General features: G+C 64.5%; 19 protein-coding genes. 10 read left to right on the top strand and 9 right to left on the bottom strand.

What is annotated here, in order from left to right; genetic code table 11:
* Positions 1-6: 6 nt before the first annotated feature.
* The 4 genes from AWB70_RS11540 to AWB70_RS11555 are packed head-to-tail and all read right to left on the bottom strand — an operon-like array spanning position 7 to position 5,051.
* Positions 7-1,848: an IlvD/Edd family dehydratase gene (locus AWB70_RS11540; RefSeq protein ID WP_374730233.1), complete on the bottom strand. Its 1,842-nt coding sequence runs from the start codon at positions 1,846-1,848 to the stop codon at positions 7-9.
* Positions 1,823-3,157 carry an aspartate aminotransferase family protein gene (locus AWB70_RS11545; protein ID WP_053570174.1) on the bottom strand — a complete coding sequence of 445 codons (1,335 nt, stop codon included), beginning with the start codon at positions 3,155-3,157 and terminating at the stop codon, positions 1,823-1,825. The genes AWB70_RS11540 and AWB70_RS11545 overlap by 26 nt, the downstream gene beginning before the upstream one ends.
* A gap of 51 nt (positions 3,158-3,208) precedes the next feature.
* Entirely contained in the window at positions 3,209-4,336 is a 1,128-nt protein-coding gene (locus AWB70_RS11550; RefSeq protein ID WP_053570173.1) for a branched-chain amino acid ABC transporter substrate-binding protein, read from the bottom strand.
* 13 nt (positions 4,337-4,349) lie between these two features.
* Entirely contained in the window at positions 4,350-5,051 is a 702-nt protein-coding gene (locus tag AWB70_RS11555) for an HAD family hydrolase (protein ID WP_053570172.1), read from the bottom strand.
* Between the two features lie 20 nt (positions 5,052-5,071).
* Between AWB70_RS11555 and AWB70_RS11560 the strand changes: the two genes are divergently transcribed.
* Positions 5,072-6,076 carry a TetR/AcrR family transcriptional regulator gene (locus tag AWB70_RS11560; RefSeq protein ID WP_235024216.1) on the top strand — a complete coding sequence of 335 codons (1,005 nt, stop codon included), beginning with the start codon at positions 5,072-5,074 and terminating at the stop codon, positions 6,074-6,076.
* Positions 6,077-6,339: 263 nt separating this feature from the next.
* Here AWB70_RS11560 and AWB70_RS11565 read toward each other — a convergent pair whose 3' ends face one another.
* Positions 6,340-7,464, bottom strand: a complete 1,125-nt coding sequence (locus AWB70_RS11565; RefSeq protein ID WP_053570170.1) for a mandelate racemase/muconate lactonizing enzyme family protein — start codon at positions 7,462-7,464, stop codon at positions 6,340-6,342.
* 103 nt (positions 7,465-7,567) lie between these two features.
* Between AWB70_RS11565 and AWB70_RS11570 the strand changes: the two genes are divergently transcribed.
* From AWB70_RS11570 to AWB70_RS11590, 5 genes are all read left to right on the top strand, one after another.
* Positions 7,568-8,470 carry a LysR family transcriptional regulator gene (locus AWB70_RS11570; RefSeq protein WP_014193178.1) on the top strand — a complete coding sequence of 301 codons (903 nt, stop codon included), beginning with the start codon at positions 7,568-7,570 and terminating at the stop codon, positions 8,468-8,470.
* A gap of 119 nt (positions 8,471-8,589) precedes the next feature.
* The gene (locus tag AWB70_RS11575) at positions 8,590-10,359 is read left to right on the top strand and encodes an IlvD/Edd family dehydratase (RefSeq protein ID WP_053570169.1); all 1,770 of its coding nucleotides are present in this window, start codon (positions 8,590-8,592) and stop codon (positions 10,357-10,359) included.
* A 192-nt stretch (positions 10,360-10,551) separates the two neighbouring features.
* Positions 10,552-11,502 (top strand): dihydrodipicolinate synthase family protein, encoded by a 951-nt coding sequence (locus AWB70_RS11580; protein ID WP_053570168.1) that lies wholly within the window; start codon positions 10,552-10,554, stop codon positions 11,500-11,502.
* Between the two features lie 48 nt (positions 11,503-11,550).
* Complete coding sequence (locus tag AWB70_RS11585; protein ID WP_014193174.1) at positions 11,551-12,858, top strand: MFS transporter; 1,308 nt, start codon at positions 11,551-11,553, stop codon at positions 12,856-12,858.
* A 9-nt stretch (positions 12,859-12,867) separates the two neighbouring features.
* Positions 12,868-13,812, top strand: a complete 945-nt coding sequence (locus AWB70_RS11590) for a 2-hydroxyacid dehydrogenase (protein WP_053570167.1) — start codon at positions 12,868-12,870, stop codon at positions 13,810-13,812.
* Here the strand turns inward: AWB70_RS11590 and AWB70_RS11595 are convergent, their stop codons facing one another.
* The 4 genes from AWB70_RS11595 to AWB70_RS11610 all read right to left on the bottom strand — a co-directional run bounded on the left by AWB70_RS11595 (position 13,813) and on the right by AWB70_RS11610 (position 18,535).
* Positions 13,813-14,763: an amidohydrolase family protein gene (locus tag AWB70_RS11595; protein WP_053570166.1), complete on the bottom strand. Its 951-nt coding sequence runs from the start codon at positions 14,761-14,763 to the stop codon at positions 13,813-13,815. It abuts the gene before it with no gap.
* Between the two features lie 24 nt (positions 14,764-14,787).
* A complete protein-coding gene (locus AWB70_RS11600) occupies positions 14,788-15,594 on the bottom strand; it encodes an NAD-dependent epimerase/dehydratase family protein (protein ID WP_053570165.1) in 807 nt (268 codons plus the stop codon).
* Between the two features lie 14 nt (positions 15,595-15,608).
* Entirely contained in the window at positions 15,609-16,901 is a 1,293-nt protein-coding gene (locus AWB70_RS11605) for an MFS transporter (protein ID WP_053570164.1), read from the bottom strand.
* Positions 16,902-16,987: 86 nt separating this feature from the next.
* A complete protein-coding gene (locus AWB70_RS11610) occupies positions 16,988-18,535 on the bottom strand; it encodes a D-arabinonate dehydratase (RefSeq protein ID WP_053570163.1) in 1,548 nt (515 codons plus the stop codon).
* Positions 18,536-18,738: 203 nt separating this feature from the next.
* Here AWB70_RS11610 and AWB70_RS11615 point away from each other — a divergent pair, with 203 nt between their 5' ends.
* The 4 genes from AWB70_RS11615 to AWB70_RS11630 all read left to right on the top strand — a co-directional run bounded on the left by AWB70_RS11615 (position 18,739) and on the right by AWB70_RS11630 (position 22,459).
* Positions 18,739-19,677 carry an SMP-30/gluconolactonase/LRE family protein gene (locus AWB70_RS11615; protein ID WP_053570162.1) on the top strand — a complete coding sequence of 313 codons (939 nt, stop codon included), beginning with the start codon at positions 18,739-18,741 and terminating at the stop codon, positions 19,675-19,677.
* A 91-nt stretch (positions 19,678-19,768) separates the two neighbouring features.
* The gene (locus AWB70_RS11620; RefSeq protein WP_053570161.1) at positions 19,769-20,836 is read left to right on the top strand and encodes a catalase family peroxidase; all 1,068 of its coding nucleotides are present in this window, start codon (positions 19,769-19,771) and stop codon (positions 20,834-20,836) included.
* 166 nt (positions 20,837-21,002) lie between these two features.
* Complete coding sequence (locus AWB70_RS11625; RefSeq protein ID WP_014193166.1) at positions 21,003-21,548, top strand: RNA polymerase sigma factor; 546 nt, start codon at positions 21,003-21,005, stop codon at positions 21,546-21,548.
* Positions 21,545-22,459: an anti-sigma factor gene (locus AWB70_RS11630; protein WP_053570160.1), complete on the top strand. Its 915-nt coding sequence runs from the start codon at positions 21,545-21,547 to the stop codon at positions 22,457-22,459. Before AWB70_RS11625 ends, AWB70_RS11630 begins: the two co-directional genes overlap by 4 nt.
* Positions 22,460-22,478: the final 19 nt, after the last annotated feature.

The raw sequence follows: 22,478 nt of genomic DNA on the forward strand, positions 1-22,478 counted from the left end.
CCTCCATCAATGGTTGTCGCGCGCTTCGCCGCGAGTCTCGACGATGTTCAGAAACAGCGTCGCCGGTTCGAGGCAGGCACCGCTGCCCTGCTGCCCCACCATGCTGCGATAGATGGCCTGCCACGGCGTCTGATTCGCAAGTTCGGGCGGGGCCCACGCGGCGCGGCGCGCAGCGAGTTCATCGGCGGATACGAGCAGATCGACACGCCGCGCGTTGAGATCGATACGCAGGCGATCTCCGGTCTTCAGCAACGCGAGCCCGCCTCCCACCGCCGCTTCCGGCGACACGTTCAGGATCGACGGACTGCCCGACGTGCCGCTCTGCCGGCCATCGCCCATGGTCGGAAGCGTGTCGATGCCACGCCGGATCAACGCAGCGGGCGGCTGCATGTTCACCACTTCGGCGCCGCCCGGATAGCCCACCGGGCCGCAATTGCGCATGACGAGGATCGAGTGTTCGTCGATGTCGAGCGCGGGATCTTCGATACGCGCGTGATAGTCCTCCGGGCCTTCGAACACGATCGCCTTCACTTCGAACGCATCCGCATGGGCGGGATTCGACAGGAAGCGCTCGCGAAAGCGCGCGTCGATCACGCTGACCTTCATCACGGCGTTGTCGAACAGATTGCCGCTCAACACGACGTGGCCGCCCGATGCCTTCAGCGGCGCATCGAACGAGCGGATTACTTCGCGGTCAGGCTCGGCTACACCGGCCAGATTCTGCGCGAGCGTGCTTCCCGTCACGGTCAGCGCATCGCGATGAAGCCGGCCCGCGCGAAGCAACTCGCGCATCACGCCCGGCACGCCGCCGGCACGGTGAAACGCTTCGCCGAGAAAGCGCCCCGCCGGCTGGCAATCGACCAGGAGCGGAATCTGCGCGCCCACGCGCTGCCAGTCGTCGAGCGTATGGTGCACGCCGATGTGACGCGCGATCGCGATCATGTGTATCGGACAATTCGACGATGCGCCGATTGCCGCAGCAACCACGACCGCATTCTCGAAAGCCTCATGCGTCATGATGTCCGACGGCCGCAGGTTCTCCGCGATCATCGACACGATCCGTTTGCCCGTCTCGTAGGCGAACCAGCCGCGTTCGCGGTACGGCGCGGGCACCGACGCGCAACCGGGCAGCGACATGCCCAGCGCTTCGGCGAGCGCGTTCATCGACAGCGCGGTGCCCATCGAATTGCAATGTCCGGCCGATGGTGCGGACGCGGCCACTTTCTCCATGAACCCGTCATAGTCGATCTGTCCCGTCGCAAGCTCTTTGCGGGCCTCCCACACGACCGTGCCCGAACCCGCCAGCTTGCCGCGATGCCAGCCGTCGAGCATCGGGCCGCCCGACAGCACGATCGACGGAATATTGACCGTCGCAGCCGCCATGAGGCACGCGGGTGTGGTCTTGTCGCAACCGGTCGTGAGCACGACGCCATCGAGCGGATAGCCGTGCAGCACTTCGACCAGGCCGAGATAGGCGAGATTGCGGTCGAGCGCGGCCGTCGGACGCTTGCCAGTCTCCTGGATCGGATGCACGGGGAACTCGAGCGGAATCCCGCCTGCGTCGCGAATGCCGTCGCGTACGCGCTTCGCGAGTTCGATATGGTGGCGGTTGCACGGCGCGAGATCCGAGCCCGTCTGCGCGATGCCGACGATCGGCTTGCCGGACTGCAACTCCTCGCGCGTGATGCCGTAGTTCATGTAGCGTTCGAGATACAGCGCGGTCATGCCGGGATTCGCCGGATCGTCGAACCAGCGGCGGCTGCGCAGGCGCTTTGTTTCCGCCGGTGACTGATGGGATATCAACGAGGTCTCCGTGAACGATTCAGCGCGTGCGCAAGAGCGCTTCATGACGATCGACGAACGACGCCACCGCTTCCGCGAAACGTTCGAGATCGCTCTCGTCGTGCGCCAGCGTCAGCACGATAAAGCCGCGCCGCGCGACATAGCAGCCGCGCTCGAGCATGTGAAAGAAGAACAGGTCCTTGAGCGGCGACTCGCCTTCGACGAAGTCCTGCACCGAATGAATCGGCTGTACGCCCGCATGCAGATTCATCAGTGAACCGATGCCGGTGAACTGCATCCCTACGCCGCGTTCGCGGCACAGCCCGTTCAGGCGCGCGCGCAGCCGCTCGCCCTTCTCGCTGAGCGCGGCGGCGGCACCCGGCGTGTAAAGCTGCGACAAACCCGCATGGCCCGCGGACATCGATAGCACGTTGTTGTTGAAGGTACCCGCGTGCGGCGTGGCGCCGGGTCTGCGCGGATCGAACTGCGCCATCACGTCGGACCGTCCGCCGAATGCGCCGAACGACATGCCGCCGCCGATGTATTTGCCGAAGGTCGTGAGGTCCGGCCGAATCCCGAGCAGCGCCTGCCGTCCGCCGCCCGAGAGCCGCGAGGTCACGACTTCATCGAAGATCAAGAGCGCGCCATGCTGCCGCGTGAGATCGCGCAAGCCCGCAAGAAAAGCCGGCTCGCCGACGATGCATCCGCCCGCCACCTGCATCGGTTCGACGATGACCGCGGCGATCTCGTCGCCGTGCGTGGCGAAGATCTGCTGCACGCCGGCCAGATCGTTGTAGGTCGCGACGATGAACTCGTGCGGCACGTTCACGGGGCTGTTGCCGCTGCCGAAGGTGAGCACGCCGCCGTGATATCCGCCCGTGAACGCGACGACCTTCCTGCGCCCCGTGAAGATGAGCGACGCCGCGATGGCCATCAGGTTCGACTCGGTTCCGGAGTTGGTGAAACGCAGGGACTCGACCGACTCGAAGCGCTCGCGTAACAGGCGCGCGAGCGGCACTTCCAGCGTGTTGTGGCCCGTCAGGTTCAGGCCGTTGTCGAGCGCCTCGACGATGGCCGCGCGGATCACCGGATGACTGTGCCCGTACATCGCCGTCGTGTATTCGGCGAGAAAATCCGTGTACGCGTGGCCGTCGAGATCCCACAGGCGCTTGCCCTCGCCACGCGCGATCGTCAGCGGGAACGGCGCATAGAACAGCACGGAGCGCGTGTTGCCGCCGGGCATGACCGCGAGCGCATCGACATGCGCGGCGGCGCTCTTCGGATTCGATTCAGCGAAGCGTTCGGCGGCCTGTTCCGCGGCGCGGGCGAGTCCTTCCACATCGAGTTGCGGGGTGGATGCGTTCTTAATGAGCATACATTTCCTGGATGGTTCGAGATTCGTTCATGACTGGTGTCGTGCCTCGGCTCAGTCGACCGGCACGATCGATCCGCCCGCCGACCAGTACACGGTCATCGGTGCCTTGATCCATTCGCCGCGCTGATCGAACCGCACCTGACCGAACAGCGTGTTAAACGTGGTCTGATGCAGCGTCTTGTCGAGTGCTTCCGGAGACAGCGACTGTGCCACGGCGATCGCGTCGCCGATCATCATGGTCGCGGCGTAGAACGACGGGCCCTTCTGGTCCGGATTCACGCCGTACGTCGCCTTGAAGCGCGTCTCGAAGCGCTTTCCTTCCGGCAAGGCGCCGAGCGGCGTGCCGCCTTGCGGACAGTACATCTTCTTGTCGAGCGCGCCGTCCGCGAGGCGCGGAAATTCGCCGACGCACAAGCCGTCGCCGCCCATCAGGACGCCGTTGACAGCGAGGTCGCGCATCTGCCGCGCGAGATAAGCTGCCTGACCGTAGTAGCCGCCGTAGAAGATGCCGTCCGGCCTCGTCGGCTTGATCTTCGAGAGCACAGCCTTGAAGTCCACCGTGTGATCGGTCGAGTACTCGCGCGTCACGATATCGATGCCGAGCTTCTTCGCGGTGGCGACGAACACATCCGCGACGCCCGATCCATACGCGGTGCGATCGTCGATGACAGCGACGCGCTTCAGATGCAGCGTGTTGGCCGCGTAGTCCGCCATCTTCGCGCCGAGCACGTTGTCGTCGGTGGTGAGGCGAAACACGTAGGGATAGCCCGGCACGGTCAACGCCGGGTTCGAGGCCGCGGGCGTGATCATGATCACTTTGGCGTCGTTGTAGATCTTCGACGCGGGAATCGTCACGCCCGAGTTCCAATGGCCGATGACCGCGATCACGCCGCTGTCCACGAGTTGTTGCGCGGCCGTGACGCCGGCTTTCGGATCCGACTGGTCGTCCACCGAAATCAGCTCGAATCTCAGCGGCTGGCCGCCGAGCATCATGTGTTTGGCATTGAGGTCGTCGACAGCCAGTTTCGCGCCGCGTTCGTTGTCCTTGCCGCTCGCGGCCTGCGAGCCTGTCAGCGGCCCCGCGACGCCGATCTTCACGAGCGTGTCCGCTTGAACAACCGGCGCCGCGAACGCCACGCTCATGCATAGCACGAGCGTCCTGATTGATGAGATGCGCATGATCGTGCTCCTGTTACCTGTCGATGAGACGTTCCAGCACGCTGCGCACGGGCGCCAGCGTGGCAAATTCATAGTCCGGACGCGCCTGCCAGTCGCCCAGACGTTCATCGCCGCGATTGATCCAGGCGACGCGGATACCGAGCGGCTTCGCGCCGTCGATGTCCGCCCAGGTCCCGATCGAGCAATGGAAGATCTCGTCGGCATTCAGGCCGAGCGTCGCGAGCCCTTTCCTGAAGATGGTTTCCGAGGGCTTGTACGCCTGCGCCATTTCGGCCGTCGTCACGTGCGTGAAATAACTCACGAGGCGGCTGCGGCGCCACAGGTCCGTGTCCATGTTGGTGATGGGCATCAGCGTGAAGTGTTCGCGGGCCCAGTCGAGAAAGGCGACGGCGTCGTCGAAAGGCGGCGATGACTCGACCAGATGCGTGAGCAGCAGCTCGGTCAGCGCGGCCATGTCGCGGCCGTCGGTGCAGCCTTCCGCCAGCGCTTCCAGAGCGCCCGTGAGCGCATGCTGCGCCACCACGCGATAACGCGTATAGGCGTGGCTTCGGTAGGCCTGCACCGCGCGCATGTCCCAGTCGTGATAGACGTCGGCGGCGGACTTCGCCGGATCGAGAGACAGATGCTGCAGCACCGCTTCGATGCCGCGTATGCCTCCCGCGGTCACGTCGACAAGCGTGCCGAAGTAGTCGAAGGTAAGCGCCTTGGGTTTCATGAGTCGGTCCTTTGCATAGTATGACTAATCAAATAGGAGATCCCGCCACTTGCACCGGCGGCATTCTTTTTCAGCGAGATACGGCGAGTAAGCAGCGTCCGTCCTGTCGACTTGCATTTAATGTACGCCGTACAATTAAATCATGCAAGCGGCCGTATTCCCGGGTTTTCCCGGACGTGTCGCGTGACGGCACCGATTGCAGTAGAGTGACGCTCGGTCGAACTCGAACTCGGGAAGTCACGTTGAGAAAAAAGGAAGAGGCTGCGCCGGAAAAAAAGCGCAGGGGGCGCTCGGCACGCGATCAGGGGCTCTCGCGGGAACGCGTCGTGGAAGCCGCGCTCGCGCTGATCGATGCCAAGGGTTATGCGTCCTTTAGCCTGCGCGATGTGGCGCGGGAACTCGGCGTCTATCCGACCGCGATCTACTGGTACGTGACGAGCCGCGACGAGTTGCTCGTCGAGGTGATCACGCGCGCGCTAGGCGACCTCATTCCCCGGCCGCTTGCCGCCGACCGCTGGCGCGACTGGCTGAAAGAACTGTTTCATCGCTACCGTTCCGCGATCGCAAGGCATCCGAACGTCGCGCCGCTGCTCGGGTCGCAGATCATATCGAACGCCAGTATGAATCCGGCGATGGTCGAGGCGATACTTCAGACGCTGTTGTCGGCGGGCTTTGAATCGAACGAACTGATCCATGTCTACAACACCGTGATCACTGCGATGGTCGGATTCGTCACGCTCGAGTTCGCAGGCCACGGCGCCGACGAACGCGACGAATGGGAGAACCGCCTACGCACACGCTTCGAGGAGCTTGACCGCGACGCTTTTCCGCTGTTGACCGCGAACATGGCACGTATGTCGAATCAGGCGTTCATCGTGCGATGGAAGGGAGGAACGAATCGCGCACTCGGGCAGAGCTTCGATCGATATATCGATGTCGTGCTGGATGGATTGCAGGGACAACTGGCGGGCGATGCCGATGCCAAGAAGCATAAGCAAGGGGAATCTTCGGGTCCCGGTCGCTGACTGGCCCTGCTATGTCCGCGTTCAACTGCCCGGCGCGCGCGAGGCCAGATAACGTTGTGGCGGTTCTCCCGTTACCTGACGGAACATGACGATGAAGGCACTGGCGCTGCGATACCCCAGCTTCTTCGCCACCGGGGGCAGAGCCAAACTGGCGTTTATGCTGGCATACAACATTCGTTCTGAATTTGGATGGGTATGAGTTTCACGCGTTTAGGTGCGGCATCGTCGATGCCGCACTTTTCGCGTTATGGAACTCACCATAACTATCCAACACGCCTCCACTTCCCAAACTTCGCAACCTCCCGTTCATCAAACGCAAAGCCCAACCCCGGCTCCTGATGCAGCACGACGCGCCCCTCGCGATGTTCCAGTTGCCGATCCACCAGACGCCGGAAGTTCAGCACCTGATCGTCCCAGAAGTACTCGACATAGCGCGCATTCGGCGTTGCCGCAACAAGCGGTGCGTGCAAGTCATGGAACCAGTGCGGACACATCACCACGCCGTACGATGCAGCCGTCGACGCGATCTTGCGCCATTCGGTGATGCCGCCGCACACAGCCGCATCGGATTGCAGGATCGACGCCGCGCGCTGGTCGAGCACCTGCTTGTGATACCAGCGGCCATAGCCGATCTCGCCCGTCGCGACCGGAATGCGTGTGGCCTGGGCGAGGCGCGCATGATTGTCGACATCATCGGGGGAGAACGGTTCTTCGATGAAATACGGATCGTATTGTTCGAAACGGCGCACATGCTGCAAGGCCTGCGTCAGATCGCGCCAGCCGTTGTTCATGTCGATCATCAGTTCGATATCCGCGCCCACGGCTTCGCGCGCGGCCCTCACGCGCTGTTCCTCTTCCTGCGGCGACAGGCGCCCGCCTTTCATCTTGACCGCGCGAAAGCCCTTCTCGACATAGCTCGCCATTTCCTCGCCGAGTTTCGCGGGGGTCTTGCCTTCGAGGTAATAGCCGCCGCTCGCGTAAGCGGGCACGCTGTCGAGTTCGTTCGCGCCGAGATATTTGTGCAACGGCACACCGTGCGTGCGGGCGTTGAGATCCCACAGCGCGATATCGAGTATGGACAGCGCCCGCATGACGGTGCCCGCGCGACCCTGCAGGAGCGCTTCGTCGTACATCGCCTGCCACAAGCCTTCGACGGCATACGAGTCGCGTCCGATCAACACCGGCGCAAGCAACTGCTCGACCGCCGCCGTCAGCAACTCGCCTGCCGCGCTGCCGACATAGCAGAAGCCCAGCCCTTCGACGCCATCCGTCGAGCGCACCTTGACGAGCCCGTAATGACGCGTGGACACCGTGCGCGTGGAAAACGACGTCACGCGGTCCAGCGGCACGGCGGGCGCGCACACGTCGATGGATTGAATGATGGGCATGCTTGTCTCCCTGTGTCTGGATTGAACGTCGCGTCCAGTGTGATGACACGCGTGCCGGACTGGAAGTATCCTTTGGCTTCTTCAAACCAAAAAATTTCTTTCGATGGACTCGCGCTATCTGCAGAGTTTCGTGTTCGTCGTGGAGCTCGGCTCTATCGCTGAAGCCGCGCGCAGGCTGGATTTGACGGCCGCCGCCGTCGCGCAGCGCGTGAAGATGCTGGAGCAGGAACTCGGCACCACGCTCGTGCGCCGCTCGGGCCGCACCGTCGGCGCCACCGAGGCCGGCGAGCGCATCCTGGCGCGGGCGCGCACGGTGCTGCACGATATCCGCGATCTACGCACGGACGTCGAGGACACCGACCAGCTCGCCGGTCAATTGCGTCTGGGCGGCATGGCGACCATGATGGGCAGCCTCATCCCCGATGCGCTCGCGGTGCTGCTGCGGCGTCATCCGCAGGTCGATTTCTATCTGGAGCCGGGCACGTCGCTGGATCTGTATCGCAAGGTGACGACCGGCGATCTCGATGCCGCCGTGATCGCGCAGCCGCTTTTCAATCTTCCGAAAAGTTGCGACTGGCACACGTTCCGCTCGGAACCGCTGATCCTGCTGACGCCTGCTTCGATGGAAGTCGAGGACGTGCACGGCACCCTGCTTTCGGAGCCTTTCATTCGTTACGACCGTAACGTCGTGGGCGGACAGCTTGCGGATACCTATCTGCGGCAACACGGCATCAAGCCGCATCAGCGCTGCGAGCTGGACGGGCTGGCCGCCATCGCGACGCTCGTCGATCGCGGCCTGGGCGTATCGCTGGTGCCGGACTGGGCGCCGCACGAATACCCCGGCCTGTCCGTGCGGAAATGGGCCTTGCCCCATGTCACGCCCAAGCGCCTCGTCGGGCTGATGTGGGGCCGCTCGTCCGCGCGCATCCGGCTCGTGCAGGCCTTCCTTGGCGCGGCCGAGGCCATCCAGCGTGCGCGGCAGGACAAAGGCAAGGCGAGGCGCTAAGGTCGTGCGGGCCATCTTCGGAAGCAAAAATAATTATCGTTTGATGCAAGCGCGAGCGGGTCGCCGCCACATGCATCGGCCGGGATAATGCAGACAAACCCACAGGAGACGCTGGCATCATGAGCGATACATTCAAGAAAACGCCCTCCAAAGACGGCGCGCAGCCGGAGCGCGAACCGGGCGGCCTGCGCAAGTCGCTGACGAACTACGGCGACAACGGCTTCTCGCTCTTTCTGCGCAAGGCGTTCATCAAGGGCGCGGGCTATACGGACAGCGCGCTGGATCGCCCGGTCATCGGCATCGTCAACACGGGCAGCGCGTATAACCCGTGTCACGGCAATGCGCCGCAACTGATCGAAGCCGTCAAGCGCGGCGTGATGCTCGCGGGCGGCCTGCCGATGGACTTCCCCACCATCTCGATCGCCGAATCGTTCTCGCAGCCCACCAGCATGTATCTGCGCAACCTCATGTCGATCGACACCGAGGAAATGATCCGCGCGCAGCCGATGGACGCCGTCGTGCTGATCGGCGGTTGCGACAAGACCGTGCCCGCGCAGCTGATGGGCGCGGCATCGGCGAACATTCCGACGATCCAGCTCATCACCGGTTCGATGCTGACGGGCGCGCATCGCGGCGAACGCGTCGGCGCGTGTACGGATTGCCGGCGCTACTGGGGCCGTTTTCGCGCGGAAGAGATCGACGAGACCGAGATCGCGGCCGTCAACAATCAGCTCGTCGCGAGCGTGGGCACGTGTTCGGTGATGGGCACGGCAAGCACGATGGCCTGTATCGCCGAGGCATTGGGCATGACGGTGCCGGGCGGTGCATCGCCGCCGGCGGTGACGTCGGACCGCATGCGCATTGCGGAGATGACCGGCACGCAAGCCGTGCAAATGGCGCGCGACGGACTCACCATCGACAAGATCCTCACCGCCGAAGCCTTCGAGAACGCCATGCGCGTGCTGCTCGCCATCGGCGGCTCGACGAACGGCATCGTGCATCTGACGGCGATCGCGGGCCGCATGGGCTACGACGTCGATCTGAAAGCGCTCGATCGCATGGGGCGCGAGACGCCCGTTCTGGTCGATCTGAAACCGTCGGGTTCGCATTACATGGAGGACTTTCACAAGGCGGGCGGCATGGCCACCTTGCTGCGCGAACTGAAGCCGCTATTGAATCTCGACACGCTGACGGTCACGGGCCGCACGCTCGGCGAGGAAATCGAAGCCGCGGGGCCGGCATTCGAACAGGATGTGGTGCGGCCCTTCGACCGGCCGATCTTTCCGCAAGGCGGCATTGCCGTGTTGCAGGGCAATCTCGCGCCGGGCGGCGCGATCATCAAGCAGTCCGCGGCGAACGCGAAGCTCATGGAGCACGAGGGCCGCGCGGTCGTGTTCGAGAATGCGGCGGACCTCGCCGCGCGCATCGACGCCGACGATCTCGACGTCAACGCGGACGATATTCTGGTGCTGAAGAACATCGGCCCGAAGGGCGCGCCCGGCATGCCCGAAGCGGGCTATATCCCGATCCCGCGCAAGCTCGCCACGGCCGGCGTGAAGGATATGGTGCGCATCTCCGACGGCCGCATGAGCGGCACCGCGTTCGGCACCATCGTGCTGCATGTGACGCCCGAATCGGCGGTGGGCGGGCCGCTCGCCTACGTGCAGTCCGGCGACCGGATTCGCCTGAGCGTGGCGAAGCGCGAAATCTCGCTGCTGGTCAGTGACGACGAACTCGCGGCACGCGCGGCGCGTCATCCCGTCACCGTGCCGAAAGCCGAGCGTGGCTATCGCAAGCTGTTCTTCGATACGGTCACACAAGCGGATCAAGGCGTCGATTTCGATTTCCTGCGCGCTACGGAACATCGCGGCACCACGCCCAGAAGCTAGACGCAACGCGTTCCGTTCTCCTCCGCGTGAGGCCGCCTTCGGGCGGCCTCTTTTCATTGCTGCGCCGGGTTTCGCGCGAGACATCAAAAATTCTTTTCTTTGAAGCAAGCATGTAGCGGCACTTCGAGGTCCGGCGCGCGACGATACTGACCGCGCCCCTCGAACCTGTCAGGACACTCAGGAGACGCTTGCATGACTTCGTCAAGGACCTTTCAGGGCGCGCTGTCGCCCGTTCTCACGCCATTCGACGACGACGGCGCGCCCTCGGCGCAACGGCTCGTGCGCCATTGCCGCGCGTTGCTGAACGACGATGTCGGCCTCGCCGTGTTCGGCACCAACTCGGAAGCCAACTCGCTCTCGGTCGCGGAAAAGCGCGGCCTGCTCGACGCGCTCATCGCCGCGGGACTGCCCGCCGCGCGCATGATGCCCGGCACCGGCGCGTGCGCCCTGCCCGATGCCGTCGAACTCACGCGACACGCCGTGGCGAACGGCTGCGGCGGCGTGCTGATGCTGCCGCCGTTCTACTACAAGGGCGTGAGCGACGAAGGCCTGTTCCGCGCCTATGCCAGCGTGATCGAAGCCGTCGGCGACGCGCGTCTCAGGATCTACCTCTATCACATTCCGCCGGTCGCGCAGGTGCCGTTGAGTCTCGCGCTCATCGAACGGCTGCTGAAGGCGTATCCGGGCACGATCGCGGGCATCAAGGACAGTTCGGGCGACTGGGGCAACACCTCGGCGCTGATCGACGCGTTTGCGGCCACGGGCTTCGAAGTATTCGCGGGCAGCGAGACGTTCCTGCTGCGCACCCTGCAGGCGGGCGGTGCCGGTTGCATCACCGCGACCGGCAACGTCAACGCGGCCGCCATCGCCCGACTTGCGCGCGAATGGCAGGCCGTCGATGCCCCCGCGCAGCAGCGCCGGCTCGATGAAACCCGCGCCGTGTTCCAGCGCTTCCCGATGATCGCCGCCATGAAAGCCGCCATCGCGTGGCAGTCGGGCGACGACGCGTGGGCGAACCTGCGTCCCCCGCTCGTCGAACTCGATGCGACGCAGCGCGTGCAGCTTGAAAACGCGCTGGAGGCGATCGGCTTTCGCATGCCCCATGCGGACCAGCTTGCGTTGCGCGCCGAAGCGGCGCACTGAGCGTCGCACAGCCACTACAACGACCCGGACGACAAGAAGGAGACAGCCTTGTACGAAAGCACGTCATTTCCCGCATCGATCGAAGCCAGCGAAGCCGACTCCATCTTTCGGCGCGTCGCGTTGCGCTTCATGCCGCTCCTCTTCACCGGTTACGTGGTGGCTTATCTGGATCGCGTGAATGTGGGCTTTGCGAAACTGCAAATGCTCAACTCGCTGCATCTGAGCGAAGCGGTGTATGGCTTCGGCGCGGGACTGTTTTTCGTCGGGTATTTTTTCTTCGAGGTGCCCAGCAACCTGCTCTTGCATCGCATCGGCGCGCGACGATGGATTGCGCGCATCATGATCACGTGGGCGCTGCTCTCGATGGCAACCGCCTGGGTGAGCACGCCCATGCAGTTCTATGCCGTGCGGTTCATGCTCGGCGTGGCGGAAGCGGGATTTTTTCCGGGCATGGTGCTCTATCTGACCTACTGGTTTCCATCGCACCGGCGCGGCAAGATGGTCGCGCTGCTGATGGCGGGCAATCCGGTGTCGGGGCTCGTCGGCGGACCGGCATCGGGATGGATCATCCATTCGATGAACGGCCTGTGGGGCCTCGCGGGCTGGCAGTGGCTCTTCATCATCGAAGCGTTGCCGTCGATCGCGCTGGGCATCGTGATCCTGAAGCATCTCGACGACCGCGTCGCCGATGCCGCCTGGCTCACCGAGCGCGAGCGCCGCGTGGTGCAGGATGAAATCGCCGCCGATACCGCCACGCAGACGCACGGCTCGGTGCGCGCCGTGTTCACGTCGGCGCGCGTGTATCTGATGTGCCTGATCCTGTTCGGCATCGTGATGGGCTCGTATGCCATCGGCTTCTGGCAACCGAGCATTCTGCGCTCGACCGGCATCGAAGACGCCTTCGTCATCGGCCTGCTGACGATGATCCCCTACTCCATCGCGCTCGTCGCGATGATCGTCGCCGGCAAGCATGCGGACCGCACCCGCGAGCGCCGCTGGCACGTCGCGCTACCCGCGCTGATCGCGGCGGCGGGCTTCGTGCTGTGCGCGCTGTTCGGCTCGTCGTCGGCGATCTCGGTGGCGGGCCTTACGCTGGCGACCGCGGGCGTCATCACCGCCTTGCCGATGTTCTGGGCGTTGCCCACCGCGTTTCTCGGCGGCACGGGCGCGGCGGCGGGCATCGCACTCATCAACTGCACGGGCAATCTCGCGGGCTTCATCAGCCCGGCCGTGATCGGCTGGCTCAAGACGATGACGCATTCGCTTTCGTCGGGGCTGTTCGTGGTCGCGGCGTCGCTCGCGCTCTCGGCGCTGCTGATTCTCGTCTTCGTGCCCGCGAAACTCGTCAACAGGTAAGGATGCGAGATGCAACACGACGACCTCACCCTGCCGCCCGTCCTGCAGATCGGCGAGTTTCCGGCGATTGCGCAGGCGCTGCTGAACGAGCGGCTGACCTTGCACTCGCTCGCCGACATCGACGCCGACGATGCCCTGCGCGCGCGCATCGGCGCAATTGCAACGCGTTCGAACTACGACATCGACATCGCGCTGATCGAGCGCCTGCCGTCGCTGCGTATCATCGCGACGAGCGGCGTCGGATTCGATCGCATTCCGGTCGAGTTCGCGCGCGAACGCGGCATCGTCGTCACGAACACGCCGGATCTGCTCAACGCGGCCGTCGCGGAACTGACTATCGGCCTGATCCTCGCGTTGCTGCGCCAGTTGCCGCTGGCGGATCGTTACGTGCGCGAGGGCATGTGGAGCCGGGGCGCGTTTCCGCTCGGATCGAGTCTCGCTGGAAAGCGCGCGGGTATCGTGGGCATGGGGCGCATCGGCAAGGAGATCGCGCGGCGGCTCGAACCGTTCGGGACCGAGATTGCCTACTCCGGCCGCACGCGCCAGAGCCTGCCGTTCGAATGGTTCGCCACGCCCGTGGAACTGGCGCGCTGGTCCGATATATTGATCGCGAGCTGTCCCGGCGGCAGCGCGACGCGGCATCTGATCGATGCGGCCGTGCTCGATGCGCTCGGCGCGAAGGGGCTGCTGGTGAATATCGCGCGCGGTTCGGTGGTGGACGAGGCGGCCCTGGTGGCGGCGCTGCAACGCAAGGCGATCGCCGGCGCCGCGCTCGACGTCTTCGAACACGAGCCGCTCGAGGCCGGTTCGCCGCTCTGCACCTTCGATGAAGTCGTGCTCGCCCCGCATATCGGCAGCGCAACGCATGAGACGCGTCTCGCGATGGCGCGTCTCACTGCCGATAACATCGTCTCGTTCCTGACGACGGGAAAGGCCCTGACGCCGGTCTGCTGATCAAACGAAGCCGTAGAGCTTCGCGGGCGTATCGACGAGGATCATCTTGCGCGTGGCTTCGTCCGGAACCACCCGCGCGAACAGGTCGGTGAGCAAGGCGTCGTCGGGAATGCGGTTCAGCGGCTGCTCGGTCGGATGCGGCCAGTCGCTGCCCCACAGCACGCGCTCCGGCGCGACCTTCGCGAATCCGGATGCCAGCGCGACGCTGTCCGCATAGGTCGGCGGCCCGACGCGCGTCTCGTTGTAGAAGCCGATCAGCTTGACGTACGCCTTGCCGCTCGTGAGCAGTTCCGACACCATCTGAAACGCGGTCTGATGGAGCGCGTCCGGTTCGGGCACATGCGCGAGATGATCGAACACCACCGGGCACGGCAGGTCGTACCACACGCTGCGCGCCTGCAGCAGAAACGCCGCGGGCGCGTTCACCTGCACATGCCAGCCCATCGGCGCAATGCGCGCCGCCAGCGGCTTCACCATGTCGAGCGTGGTCGTGCCGGGCGGCGCGAGATTGAAGCGGATGCCGCGCACGCCGGCGCGATCGAGCGCTTCGAGTTCCGCCTGGGTGACGCTCGTATTGACGACCGCGATGCCGCGCGCGCGGCCATCGAAACGCGCAATGGATTCCACGAGCAGGCGGTTGTCCACGCCATAACTCGATGGCTGCACGATCACGTTGCGCGTGGTGCCGATGCGCTGCTGCAATTGCCGGTAGTCGTCCACGGTCGCATCGCCGGGTTTGAGCGTCGCTTCGGGCGCCCACGGATAACGATGATCGTAGATATGGTGATGACAGTCCGTCGCGTTCGGCGGCATCGGCAGCGTCGCGCGCTCGGTGCCCGTGGACCATTTCACTTGCGAATTCTGAACTTGCGTTTGCGCGCAGCCGCCCAGCATCGCCAACGCACCGAGCGCCTTGAGCGTCGTGCGGCGCTTCTCATCGAATCCCGCCATGCCTTCTCCTTTTATTAACGTCATTCAGTCGATGCGATCCGGATTGCCGGCGAACTCGCGCAAACAACCGAATCCGCCATGAAACAGGGCCTCCGTTTCATCTTCGGGCGGATTCGACGCAAGCACCTCCGCCGCATGTGTCTCGCCGTCGTCCTGAGGGACATAGCCGAGTGCCCGCGCGTTCGCATTGCTCCAGCGATTGCGCGCATTGTCCGACACGCCGTACACGACGACGAAGTGATAGTCGGGCGCATCGATGCAGCGGCGCGTGAGCTGAACCATGTCGCGATGACTGATCCACGAGGCGAGATGCCGCGGCGCGCTCGGCCGGTCGTCCGGGCGAAACGAACCGATGCGCATGCACGCGACCGACATGCCGTACTTGTCGGCATAGAGACGTCCGAGCGCTTCGCCGAATACCTTCGATACACCGTAGCGGCTGTCGGGCCGGAACATGACGGTGTCGTCGATCATGCGATCGCGCCGATGAAATCCCACCGCGTGATTCGAACTCGCGAACACCATGCGCTTCACGCCGGCCTGACGCGCCGCTTCGAACACGTTGTAGCAGCCGTCGATATTCATGTCGCGGATCTTCTGCCATGTGTCCTCGTCGGGAATGCCCGCGAGATGCACGACCGTATCGACGCCTTCCATAATCGCGCGCAGCGCCTCCGGGCGCGTGATGTCCGCCGTGACGACTTCCTCATGCTCGCCCGCGCTCGCCTGAGGCGCGATATCCGCGAGACGCAGCGCGTAATGTCCCGCGAGCCCCGCGCGCAACACGCGGCCGATCTGCCCGCCCGCACCCGTGATCAGGATACGTTTCATATAGAGTCTCCGTCTTAGCGTGCCGACTGGCCTGCGATGCCCAGGTTGGACACGCGGCGGTTATGCACGAACAGCACCATCGCGATCACACCGGTAAAGTCGATGAGCGCGCCGAACAGGAACGCGCTGTGATAGCCGCCGAAGTACTGGATGAGAAAGCCCGTGAGCGCCGGCCCGATGATGCCCGACAGATTGCTCAGGAAGTGAATGAAGCCGCCCACGCCGCCCTGACGATGCAGCGGCAGGATTTCGTGCTGAATGGCCCAGATTGCCTGGCACGAACCGGTGAGAAACAGCAGCGCCGCCGCGATCAAACCCACCGCCGCCGCAAGCGATGTCGCCGACGTGATGCTCAGCACCGCCACGCCCGAGAGCGCCAGCGGAATCGTCGCGACGAGCTTGCGCGCCTTCACGGGATCGTCCATGCGCCGGTAGATCCAGTCGCCGATCAGACCGCCGCCGAAGTAGCCGATCGCGCCGCAGATCCACGGTATCGACGTGATAATGCTCATCTGCTTCAAGTCGAGATGCAGCACGTTGGTGAGATAACTCGGCAGCCACGAGATGAACACATACTGCGTGTAGTTCACGGCGAACAGCCCCGCGCCCAGCGCGAGCGTGCTCGGACGGCGCAGATACGCGCCGAGCGTCATGCCGTCGTCCTCCACGTTCGCGGCTTCGGCAACGGCGCGGCTTTCGTCGATCAGGCGGCGTTCATCGGCATGCACGCGCGCATTGCTGGCGGGCTTGTCCGTCACGAAGATGCGCCACACGACGAGCCACAGAAAGCCCAGCACCGCAATGACGATGAACGACATGCGCCAGTCGAACGCATACGCAATGAGCCCGACGATGGGACCGGCGATCGCGTTGCCGAGCGTTTGCCCGGAGAACGTGAAGCCGATCATCGTCGAGGTTTCATGGCGCGGAAACCAGTTCGAGATGGTGCGGTTCGTGTTCGAACTCATGGGCCCTTCGCCGATGCCGAAGAACACGCGGCACAGCAGCAGCGACACGAATCCCGTTGCTGCCGCAGTGAGGCCGCAGAACAGCGACCATAGGCCCATTGCGTAAGTGAACACGCGCACCGTGCCCCACTTGTCGGCGAAGTAGCCGCCGAGAAACGAGAAGATCGAATAGCCGATGAAGAAGCTGCTGAAGATGATGCCGAGCTGCGAGGGCGACAGGTCGAGCGTCTTGCTCACGATGGGCGCGACGATGCCGAGCGCCGCGCGGTCCATATAGTTGATCGCGCCCGCCGTGAATAGCAGGCCCGCGACCACATAGCGGTATTTGCCGGTTTTCATATGTCTCCTTGACTGCTTTTTTATGGGTCACGCGGCGGCGACTTCATGTGCGTCGCCGGCCGTCGCGAGTCACGCGCACTGCGCCTTCAACTCATGATGCCGATCTGCCAGGGCACGAACTCGTGATCGCCGAGGCCGAGCAGTTCGCTCTTCGTCCGTTTGCCCGATGCCGTTTCCAGCAGCGCTTCGAAGATGGCTTGCCCCATGCTTTCGATCGTCGCTTCGCCATCGAGAATCGCGCCGCAATTCAGGTCCATGTCTTCGCTCAGGCGCCGGTACATCGCCGTGTTGGTGGCGAGCTTGATCGAGGGCACGGGCTTCGCGCCGAACATCGAGCCGCGCCCCGTCGTGAACGCGATGAGATTCGCGCCGCCCGCGATCTGCCCTGTCGCCGACACCGGATCGAAGCCGGGCGTATCCATGAAGACGAGGCCGTTCTGCGTCACCGGCTGGGCGTAGCGGTACACCTCCATCAAAGGCGTGGTGCCGCCTTTCATCGACGAACCGATCGACTTTTCGAAGATGTTCGCGAGTCCGCCGACCTGATTGCCGGGGCTGACTTTTCCGTTGATCTGCACGTCGCGGCCGACGGAATACTCTTCTTTCCACCAGCGAATGCGCTCGACGAGCTTCTCGCCCACCGCGCGACTCGCCGCGCGGCACGTGAGCGTGTGCTCCACGCCATAGACCTCGGGCGTCTCCGAGAGGATCGCCGTGCCGCCGTGACGCACGAGGATGTCCATCGCGGCGCCGAGCGCGGGATTCGCGCTGATGGACGAGAAGCCGTCCGAGCCGCCGCATTGCAGGCCGATCTTGAGATGACTCGCATCGACCGTGCTGCGCGTCACGGCGTTCGCATGCGGCAAGAGCGCCTTCACCGTTTCGATGCCCGCCTCGATGGTCTTGCGCGTGCCGCCCGACTCCTGCATCACGAAGGTATGCAGACGCGAATTCGCTCCCATGCCTTCCTGATCGAGCAAACCTTGCAGTTGATTGCGTTCGCAGCCGAGCCCGACGATGAGCGCCGCCGCGAGATTGGCGTGTCGCGCGTAGCCCGCCATCGTGCGGCGCAGAAGCTGCATGGGCTCGCCGCTCATTTCCATGCCGCAGCCGATCGAATGACTGAACGCGACGACACCATCGACATTGGGATACGCCGCGAGACGTTCGGGCGTGAACCATTCAGCGATCTTGTGCACGACGGTCGCGGAGCAGTTCACCGTCGACAGAATGCCGATGTAGTTGCGCGTCGCCACGCTGCCGTCCGCGCGCACGATGCCCTGAAACGTCGCACGTTGCGATGCGGGCAGCAGGTCGACCGCGCGATAGTCCCGGCCGTGCGCATAATCGCGATCGAAATCGCGAAACTCGACATTGTGTCCGTGGACCAGCGTGCCAGCCGGAATATCTGTCGCGGCAAAGCCGATCACGACGTTGTACTTGCGAATCGCCTCGCCTTGCCGGATCGCGCGTGCGGCGATCTTGTAGCCGGCCGTGACCTGGCTGCGGCTCACGAAATCTTCCGCCTCCACGCGCGTGCCGATGGCCACATCGGTGCGGGCGATCACCACGTTGTCATGGGAATGCAGGCGAATCACCGGCCCGGCGACGCGCTTTTCGGACTGCTCGATCATGGGGGTTCTCGTTCCTTGGACGTTTGATGCGCGGCGCGCACGCGCCCTTTTACGCGTTCCACGACTCGCCATGCCCATGATACGAATCGGGGATTTGCTATGGCTTGCTTGAGAACCAAGAATTTTTATCGTCCGGAGGCTTAATCTTCAGGCTCCGGACAAACGGTCCATGCAGAACAACCCGGCAAACAGGAGACGACCCGATGTGGCAACAGACCGAACGCTATCCCGACCCCCGCGTGATCTCGCTCGATCCTTCGTTCGATCGCTATCGCGTGAACTTCTCCGCGGTCGAACGCCTTGCAACAGGCTTTCGCTTCATCGAAGGCCCGGTATATTTCGGCGATGCGCGATGCGTGTTGTTCAGCGATATTCCCAACAGCCGCATCATGCGCTGGGACGAAGAGACGGGCGCGGTCAGCGTGTACCGTGCGCAGTCGAACTACGCCAACGGCAATACGCGCGACCGTCAGGGACGGCTCATCACCTGCGAGCATGGACGGCGCATCGTGCGCACGGAATACGACGGGCGCATGACGGTCCTCATGGATTCGTTCGAGGGCAAGCCGCTCAACTCGCCGAACGACATCGTCGTCAGATCGGACGACTCGATCTGGTTCACCGACCCGCCGATGGGCATCTGGGGCCACTATGAAGGCAACAAGGCCGAGCCGGAGCTGCCGCATTCGATCTACCGCATCGACGGCAGGACGGGCGAAGCGAGCCTCGTCACCGCCGACCTCAAGGGCCCCAATGGTCTGTGCTTCTCGCCCGACGAGAAGCGCTTGTACGTGACCGAATCGCGCGGCGTGCCGAACAAGCTGATCCACGTCTTCGACGTGTCGGACGATGGCCGCGGCATCGGCCGGGGCCGCGTGTTTTACGACGCGGGCGTGGGCACCGTCGACGGCATTCGCGTGGATATCGACGGCAATCTGTGGTGCGGCTGGGGCATGGGCAGCGAAGAACTCGACGGCGTGATGGTGCTGTCGCCGGCGGGGAAAGCGATCGGCCGCATCGCGCTGCCGGAACGATGCGCGAACATCTGCTTCGGCGGCCCGAAGCGCAATCGTCTCTTCATGGCGGCGTCGCAATCGCTCTATGCGGTGTATGTGAACACGCAAGGCGTCGCGGGCGGTTGAGGGTGCGGGCTGGGGATTCTGCGCGTTTGCACGGGCTATCCTATACTCGACAGCCTTTCGCTCTGATCAGTCGCGTAGTCCGCTCTGCGTTATGCCCCGAATTCCGCCTGCGCGATTCGTCATCGGTTGCGCATTCATCGCGTCAGCGCTCACCGTGGTCGTCGTATCGTTCGCGTGGGTCGCCGGGTGGATTGCCTGGCCCGGCACGGCACCGGCGCTTTCGCCCGCACGTCTGATCGACGCATTCGAGCACGCAGGCGGCAGGCACCTAGGGTTTCGTCGCAATCATGCCAAGGGAATCTGTGTAAGCGGCTACTTCGACAGCAACGGCAACGGCGCGGCGCTTTCGCGTGCCGAGGTCTTTCGACCGGGCCGCACGCCGGTGACGGGGCGCTTCTCCGCGCCCGGCGGCAATCCCGCGGAAAGCGACGCGGCCACCACCGTGCGCAGCTTCGCGCTGCGCTTCATGATGCGCAACGGAGAAGAATGGCGCACCGGCATGAACTCCGCGCCGGTCTTCGCCGTTCGCACGCCGCAAGCCGTGTTCGAGCAACAGGAAGCCATGCGGCCCGACCCGCGCACGGGCCGCGCGGATCCCGCCAGGCTGGAGGCGTTCTTCGCGGCGCACCCGGAAACCAACGCGTTGCGCGACTGGCTCGCCGCGCATGCGCCGTCCTCGACCTTCTACAACGCGAACTATTACAGCATCAACGCGTTCCGTTTCACCAATTCGGACGATGCCACGCGATTCGTGCGCTGGAGCGTGACGCCGGAAACGCCCTACGCACCCTTCGACGCCAGCCGGAATGCAACGCGCGATCCCGACTTTCTCGCGCATGACCTGCGCACGCGGCTGCGCGAGCATCCCGTCACATGGCGCTTGATGCTGACGCCAGCCGGCCCGGGCGATCCCGTCGACGACGCCACGCGCGCGTGGCCTGCCGAACGCGAAGCGCATCGAATCGACGCGGGGACGCTCGTCATCACGTCCGCCGAGTCGCAGATCGACGGCGCATGCCGCGACGTCAATTTCGATCCGACCGTGCTGCCGCGGGGCATCGCGCCTTCCGGCGACCCGCTGCTCGCCGCACGCGCCGCGGCCTACGCCGAGTCGTTCAGGCGTCGCACAGCCGAGGAGGCCCGTGCGAACGTGCGTTGAAAAAATGAGAGAACGCGTGGAATAAAGCCCTCGGGCGAAGTGTTTCATCCCAAGTTAAACTTTGCGGTTCGTACCTCGCGCCGGTGCCGGGAAGGAGACGATCGACCACGATCGCGACAGCACGCGCGGCATGGATCCGCCCGGGGATCATGGAGAGATACGTTCAATGAGCGGTGCAGACCTGCCCGGCATGCTTCCTGACATGCTGCCGCGCCTATGGGCATTCGCGCTTCGTCTTTCGGGCGACCAGCACGATGCCGAAGATCTCGTGCAGCGCGCGTGCGTGCGCGGGCTCGAACGCGCACATCAGCTTCAACCCGACACCGCGCCCCTGAGCTGGATGTATGCCATCATCCATTCGACGTGGATCAACGAACTGCGCGCGCGCAGCGTCCGCAAGCGGGCGAGCTTCGAGTGGGACGACGACTTCCTCGAAAATCTGCCCGACCCGGTCGACAGAAGTCCGGAAACGCAGTTGATGCACGGGCAGATCGTCGATGCGATCGAGCGCCTGCCTGAAGCGCAACGTGTGGTCATGTTGCTCGTCGCGGTCGAAGGCTTCTCGTATCAGCAGGCCGCGGACACGCTGGAGATTCCCATCGGCACGGTGATGAGCCGCCTCTCGCGCGCCCGGCAATCGATCGGCGCCATGTTCGGCGAGCAGACGCCCAAGGCTCGCCCCGCTCCGACTCACAAGGATTCGTTCGCATGATGGCCGACGACGCTCAACTTCTCGCTTATGTCGACGGCGGGCTCTCTCCGGAGGAGCGCGAATCCGTCGAAGCCCAACTACGCGAATCCGCGGAAGCGCGCAAGAAAGTCGCGCTCCTGCGTGCCTCGAAGGTCGAGTTCGCGGACGCCTTCGCGAAACAGCCTCTGCCTCCCGTGCCGGAGAGCCTGCGGCTCAACATCGACCAGATGGTGAAGGCGCATCGGGCCGCCGCGGCCGCGCCCGCCGCCGCCAATGAACCCGCCAATCCTGACGACGCGCACGCTCCCGCCGCGCCGGTGCGGTCGCGGCTGCGCCGCATGCCCATGTGGCTCGCCGCGGCATGCGTCGCGGGCGCGTTCGTGGCCGGCCAGTTCGTCCATTTCGGCTCGCTGCTCGGTTCACCGCAGCCCGGCGGCGGCACGCAAATGGCGAGCGCCGATGTCTCTCCGTGGGTCGCCGCCGCCGTCGGCTATCAGAAGCTCTATACGCGCGACACGGTCGGCTATCGCGAAGACGATCCGGCCACCGCCGCCCGCGTCGTGGCCGATATCCGCAACGAAGACCGCATCGCGCTGCGCGTGCCGGACCTCAGCAGCGCGGGGCTGACTTTCAAGTCGGTGCAGCGCCTGCGCTTCAACAACAAGCCGCTGGTGCAGATCGTCTATCTGCCGCGCAACGGGCCGCCCATTGCGCTGTGCGTGATGAAAGATGCCCGGCCGGACGAGACGGTCGCGTCCCGCACGGTCGACGCCATGGACGTCACAACCTGGCGGCAGGGCGAGATGAGCTATGCGCTCATCGGCCAGGCGGGCGACGTCGATCTGGGCGCGCTCGGCAAACGCATCTCCGAACTCGACATGGCGCCGCTCTTCAGCGAGGCCTCGCACGGGCCGGCGAACCTGGCCGGGTGATGCGCCGCGCTTTTCTTTT

Origin of the sequence: Caballeronia cordobensis, from assembly GCF_001544575.2 — a bacterium.
GTDB classification, from domain to species: Bacteria; Pseudomonadota; Gammaproteobacteria; order Burkholderiales; family Burkholderiaceae; genus Caballeronia; species Caballeronia cordobensis.

What these genes read in the sequence shown, in the direction of transcription:
- AWB70_RS11575 (WP_053570169.1), top strand. Translation starts at nt 8,590, where the DNA reads ATGAGCGATACATTCAAGAAAACGCCCTCCAAAGACGGCGCGCAGCCG.
- AWB70_RS11540 (WP_374730233.1), bottom strand. Translation starts at nt 1,848, where the DNA reads ATGAAGCGCTCTTGCGCACGCGCTGAATCGTTCACGGAGACCTCGTTG.
- AWB70_RS11545 (WP_053570174.1), bottom strand. Translation starts at nt 3,157, where the DNA reads ATGCTCATTAAGAACGCATCCACCCCGCAACTCGATGTGGAAGGACTC.
- AWB70_RS11555 (WP_053570172.1), bottom strand. Translation starts at nt 5,051, where the DNA reads ATGAAACCCAAGGCGCTTACCTTCGACTACTTCGGCACGCTTGTCGAC.
- AWB70_RS11615 (WP_053570162.1), top strand. Translation starts at nt 18,739, where the DNA reads ATGTGGCAACAGACCGAACGCTATCCCGACCCCCGCGTGATCTCGCTC.
- AWB70_RS11605 (WP_053570164.1), bottom strand. Translation starts at nt 16,901, where the DNA reads ATGAAAACCGGCAAATACCGCTATGTGGTCGCGGGCCTGCTATTCACG.
- AWB70_RS11625 (WP_014193166.1), top strand. Translation starts at nt 21,003, where the DNA reads ATGAGCGGTGCAGACCTGCCCGGCATGCTTCCTGACATGCTGCCGCGC.
- AWB70_RS11620 (WP_053570161.1), top strand. Translation starts at nt 19,769, where the DNA reads ATGCCCCGAATTCCGCCTGCGCGATTCGTCATCGGTTGCGCATTCATC.
- AWB70_RS11595 (WP_053570166.1), bottom strand. Translation starts at nt 14,763, where the DNA reads ATGGCGGGATTCGATGAGAAGCGCCGCACGACGCTCAAGGCGCTCGGT.
- AWB70_RS11550 (WP_053570173.1), bottom strand. Translation starts at nt 4,336, where the DNA reads ATGCGCATCTCATCAATCAGGACGCTCGTGCTATGCATGAGCGTGGCG.
- AWB70_RS11560 (WP_235024216.1), top strand. Translation starts at nt 5,072, where the DNA reads ATGACTAATCAAATAGGAGATCCCGCCACTTGCACCGGCGGCATTCTT.
- AWB70_RS11570 (WP_014193178.1), top strand. Translation starts at nt 7,568, where the DNA reads ATGGACTCGCGCTATCTGCAGAGTTTCGTGTTCGTCGTGGAGCTCGGC.
- AWB70_RS11630 (WP_053570160.1), top strand. Translation starts at nt 21,545, where the DNA reads ATGATGGCCGACGACGCTCAACTTCTCGCTTATGTCGACGGCGGGCTC.
- AWB70_RS11580 (WP_053570168.1), top strand. Translation starts at nt 10,552, where the DNA reads ATGACTTCGTCAAGGACCTTTCAGGGCGCGCTGTCGCCCGTTCTCACG.
- AWB70_RS11600 (WP_053570165.1), bottom strand. Translation starts at nt 15,594, where the DNA reads ATGAAACGTATCCTGATCACGGGTGCGGGCGGGCAGATCGGCCGCGTG.
- AWB70_RS11590 (WP_053570167.1), top strand. Translation starts at nt 12,868, where the DNA reads ATGCAACACGACGACCTCACCCTGCCGCCCGTCCTGCAGATCGGCGAG.
- AWB70_RS11610 (WP_053570163.1), bottom strand. Translation starts at nt 18,535, where the DNA reads ATGATCGAGCAGTCCGAAAAGCGCGTCGCCGGGCCGGTGATTCGCCTG.
- AWB70_RS11565 (WP_053570170.1), bottom strand. Translation starts at nt 7,464, where the DNA reads ATGCCCATCATTCAATCCATCGACGTGTGCGCGCCCGCCGTGCCGCTG.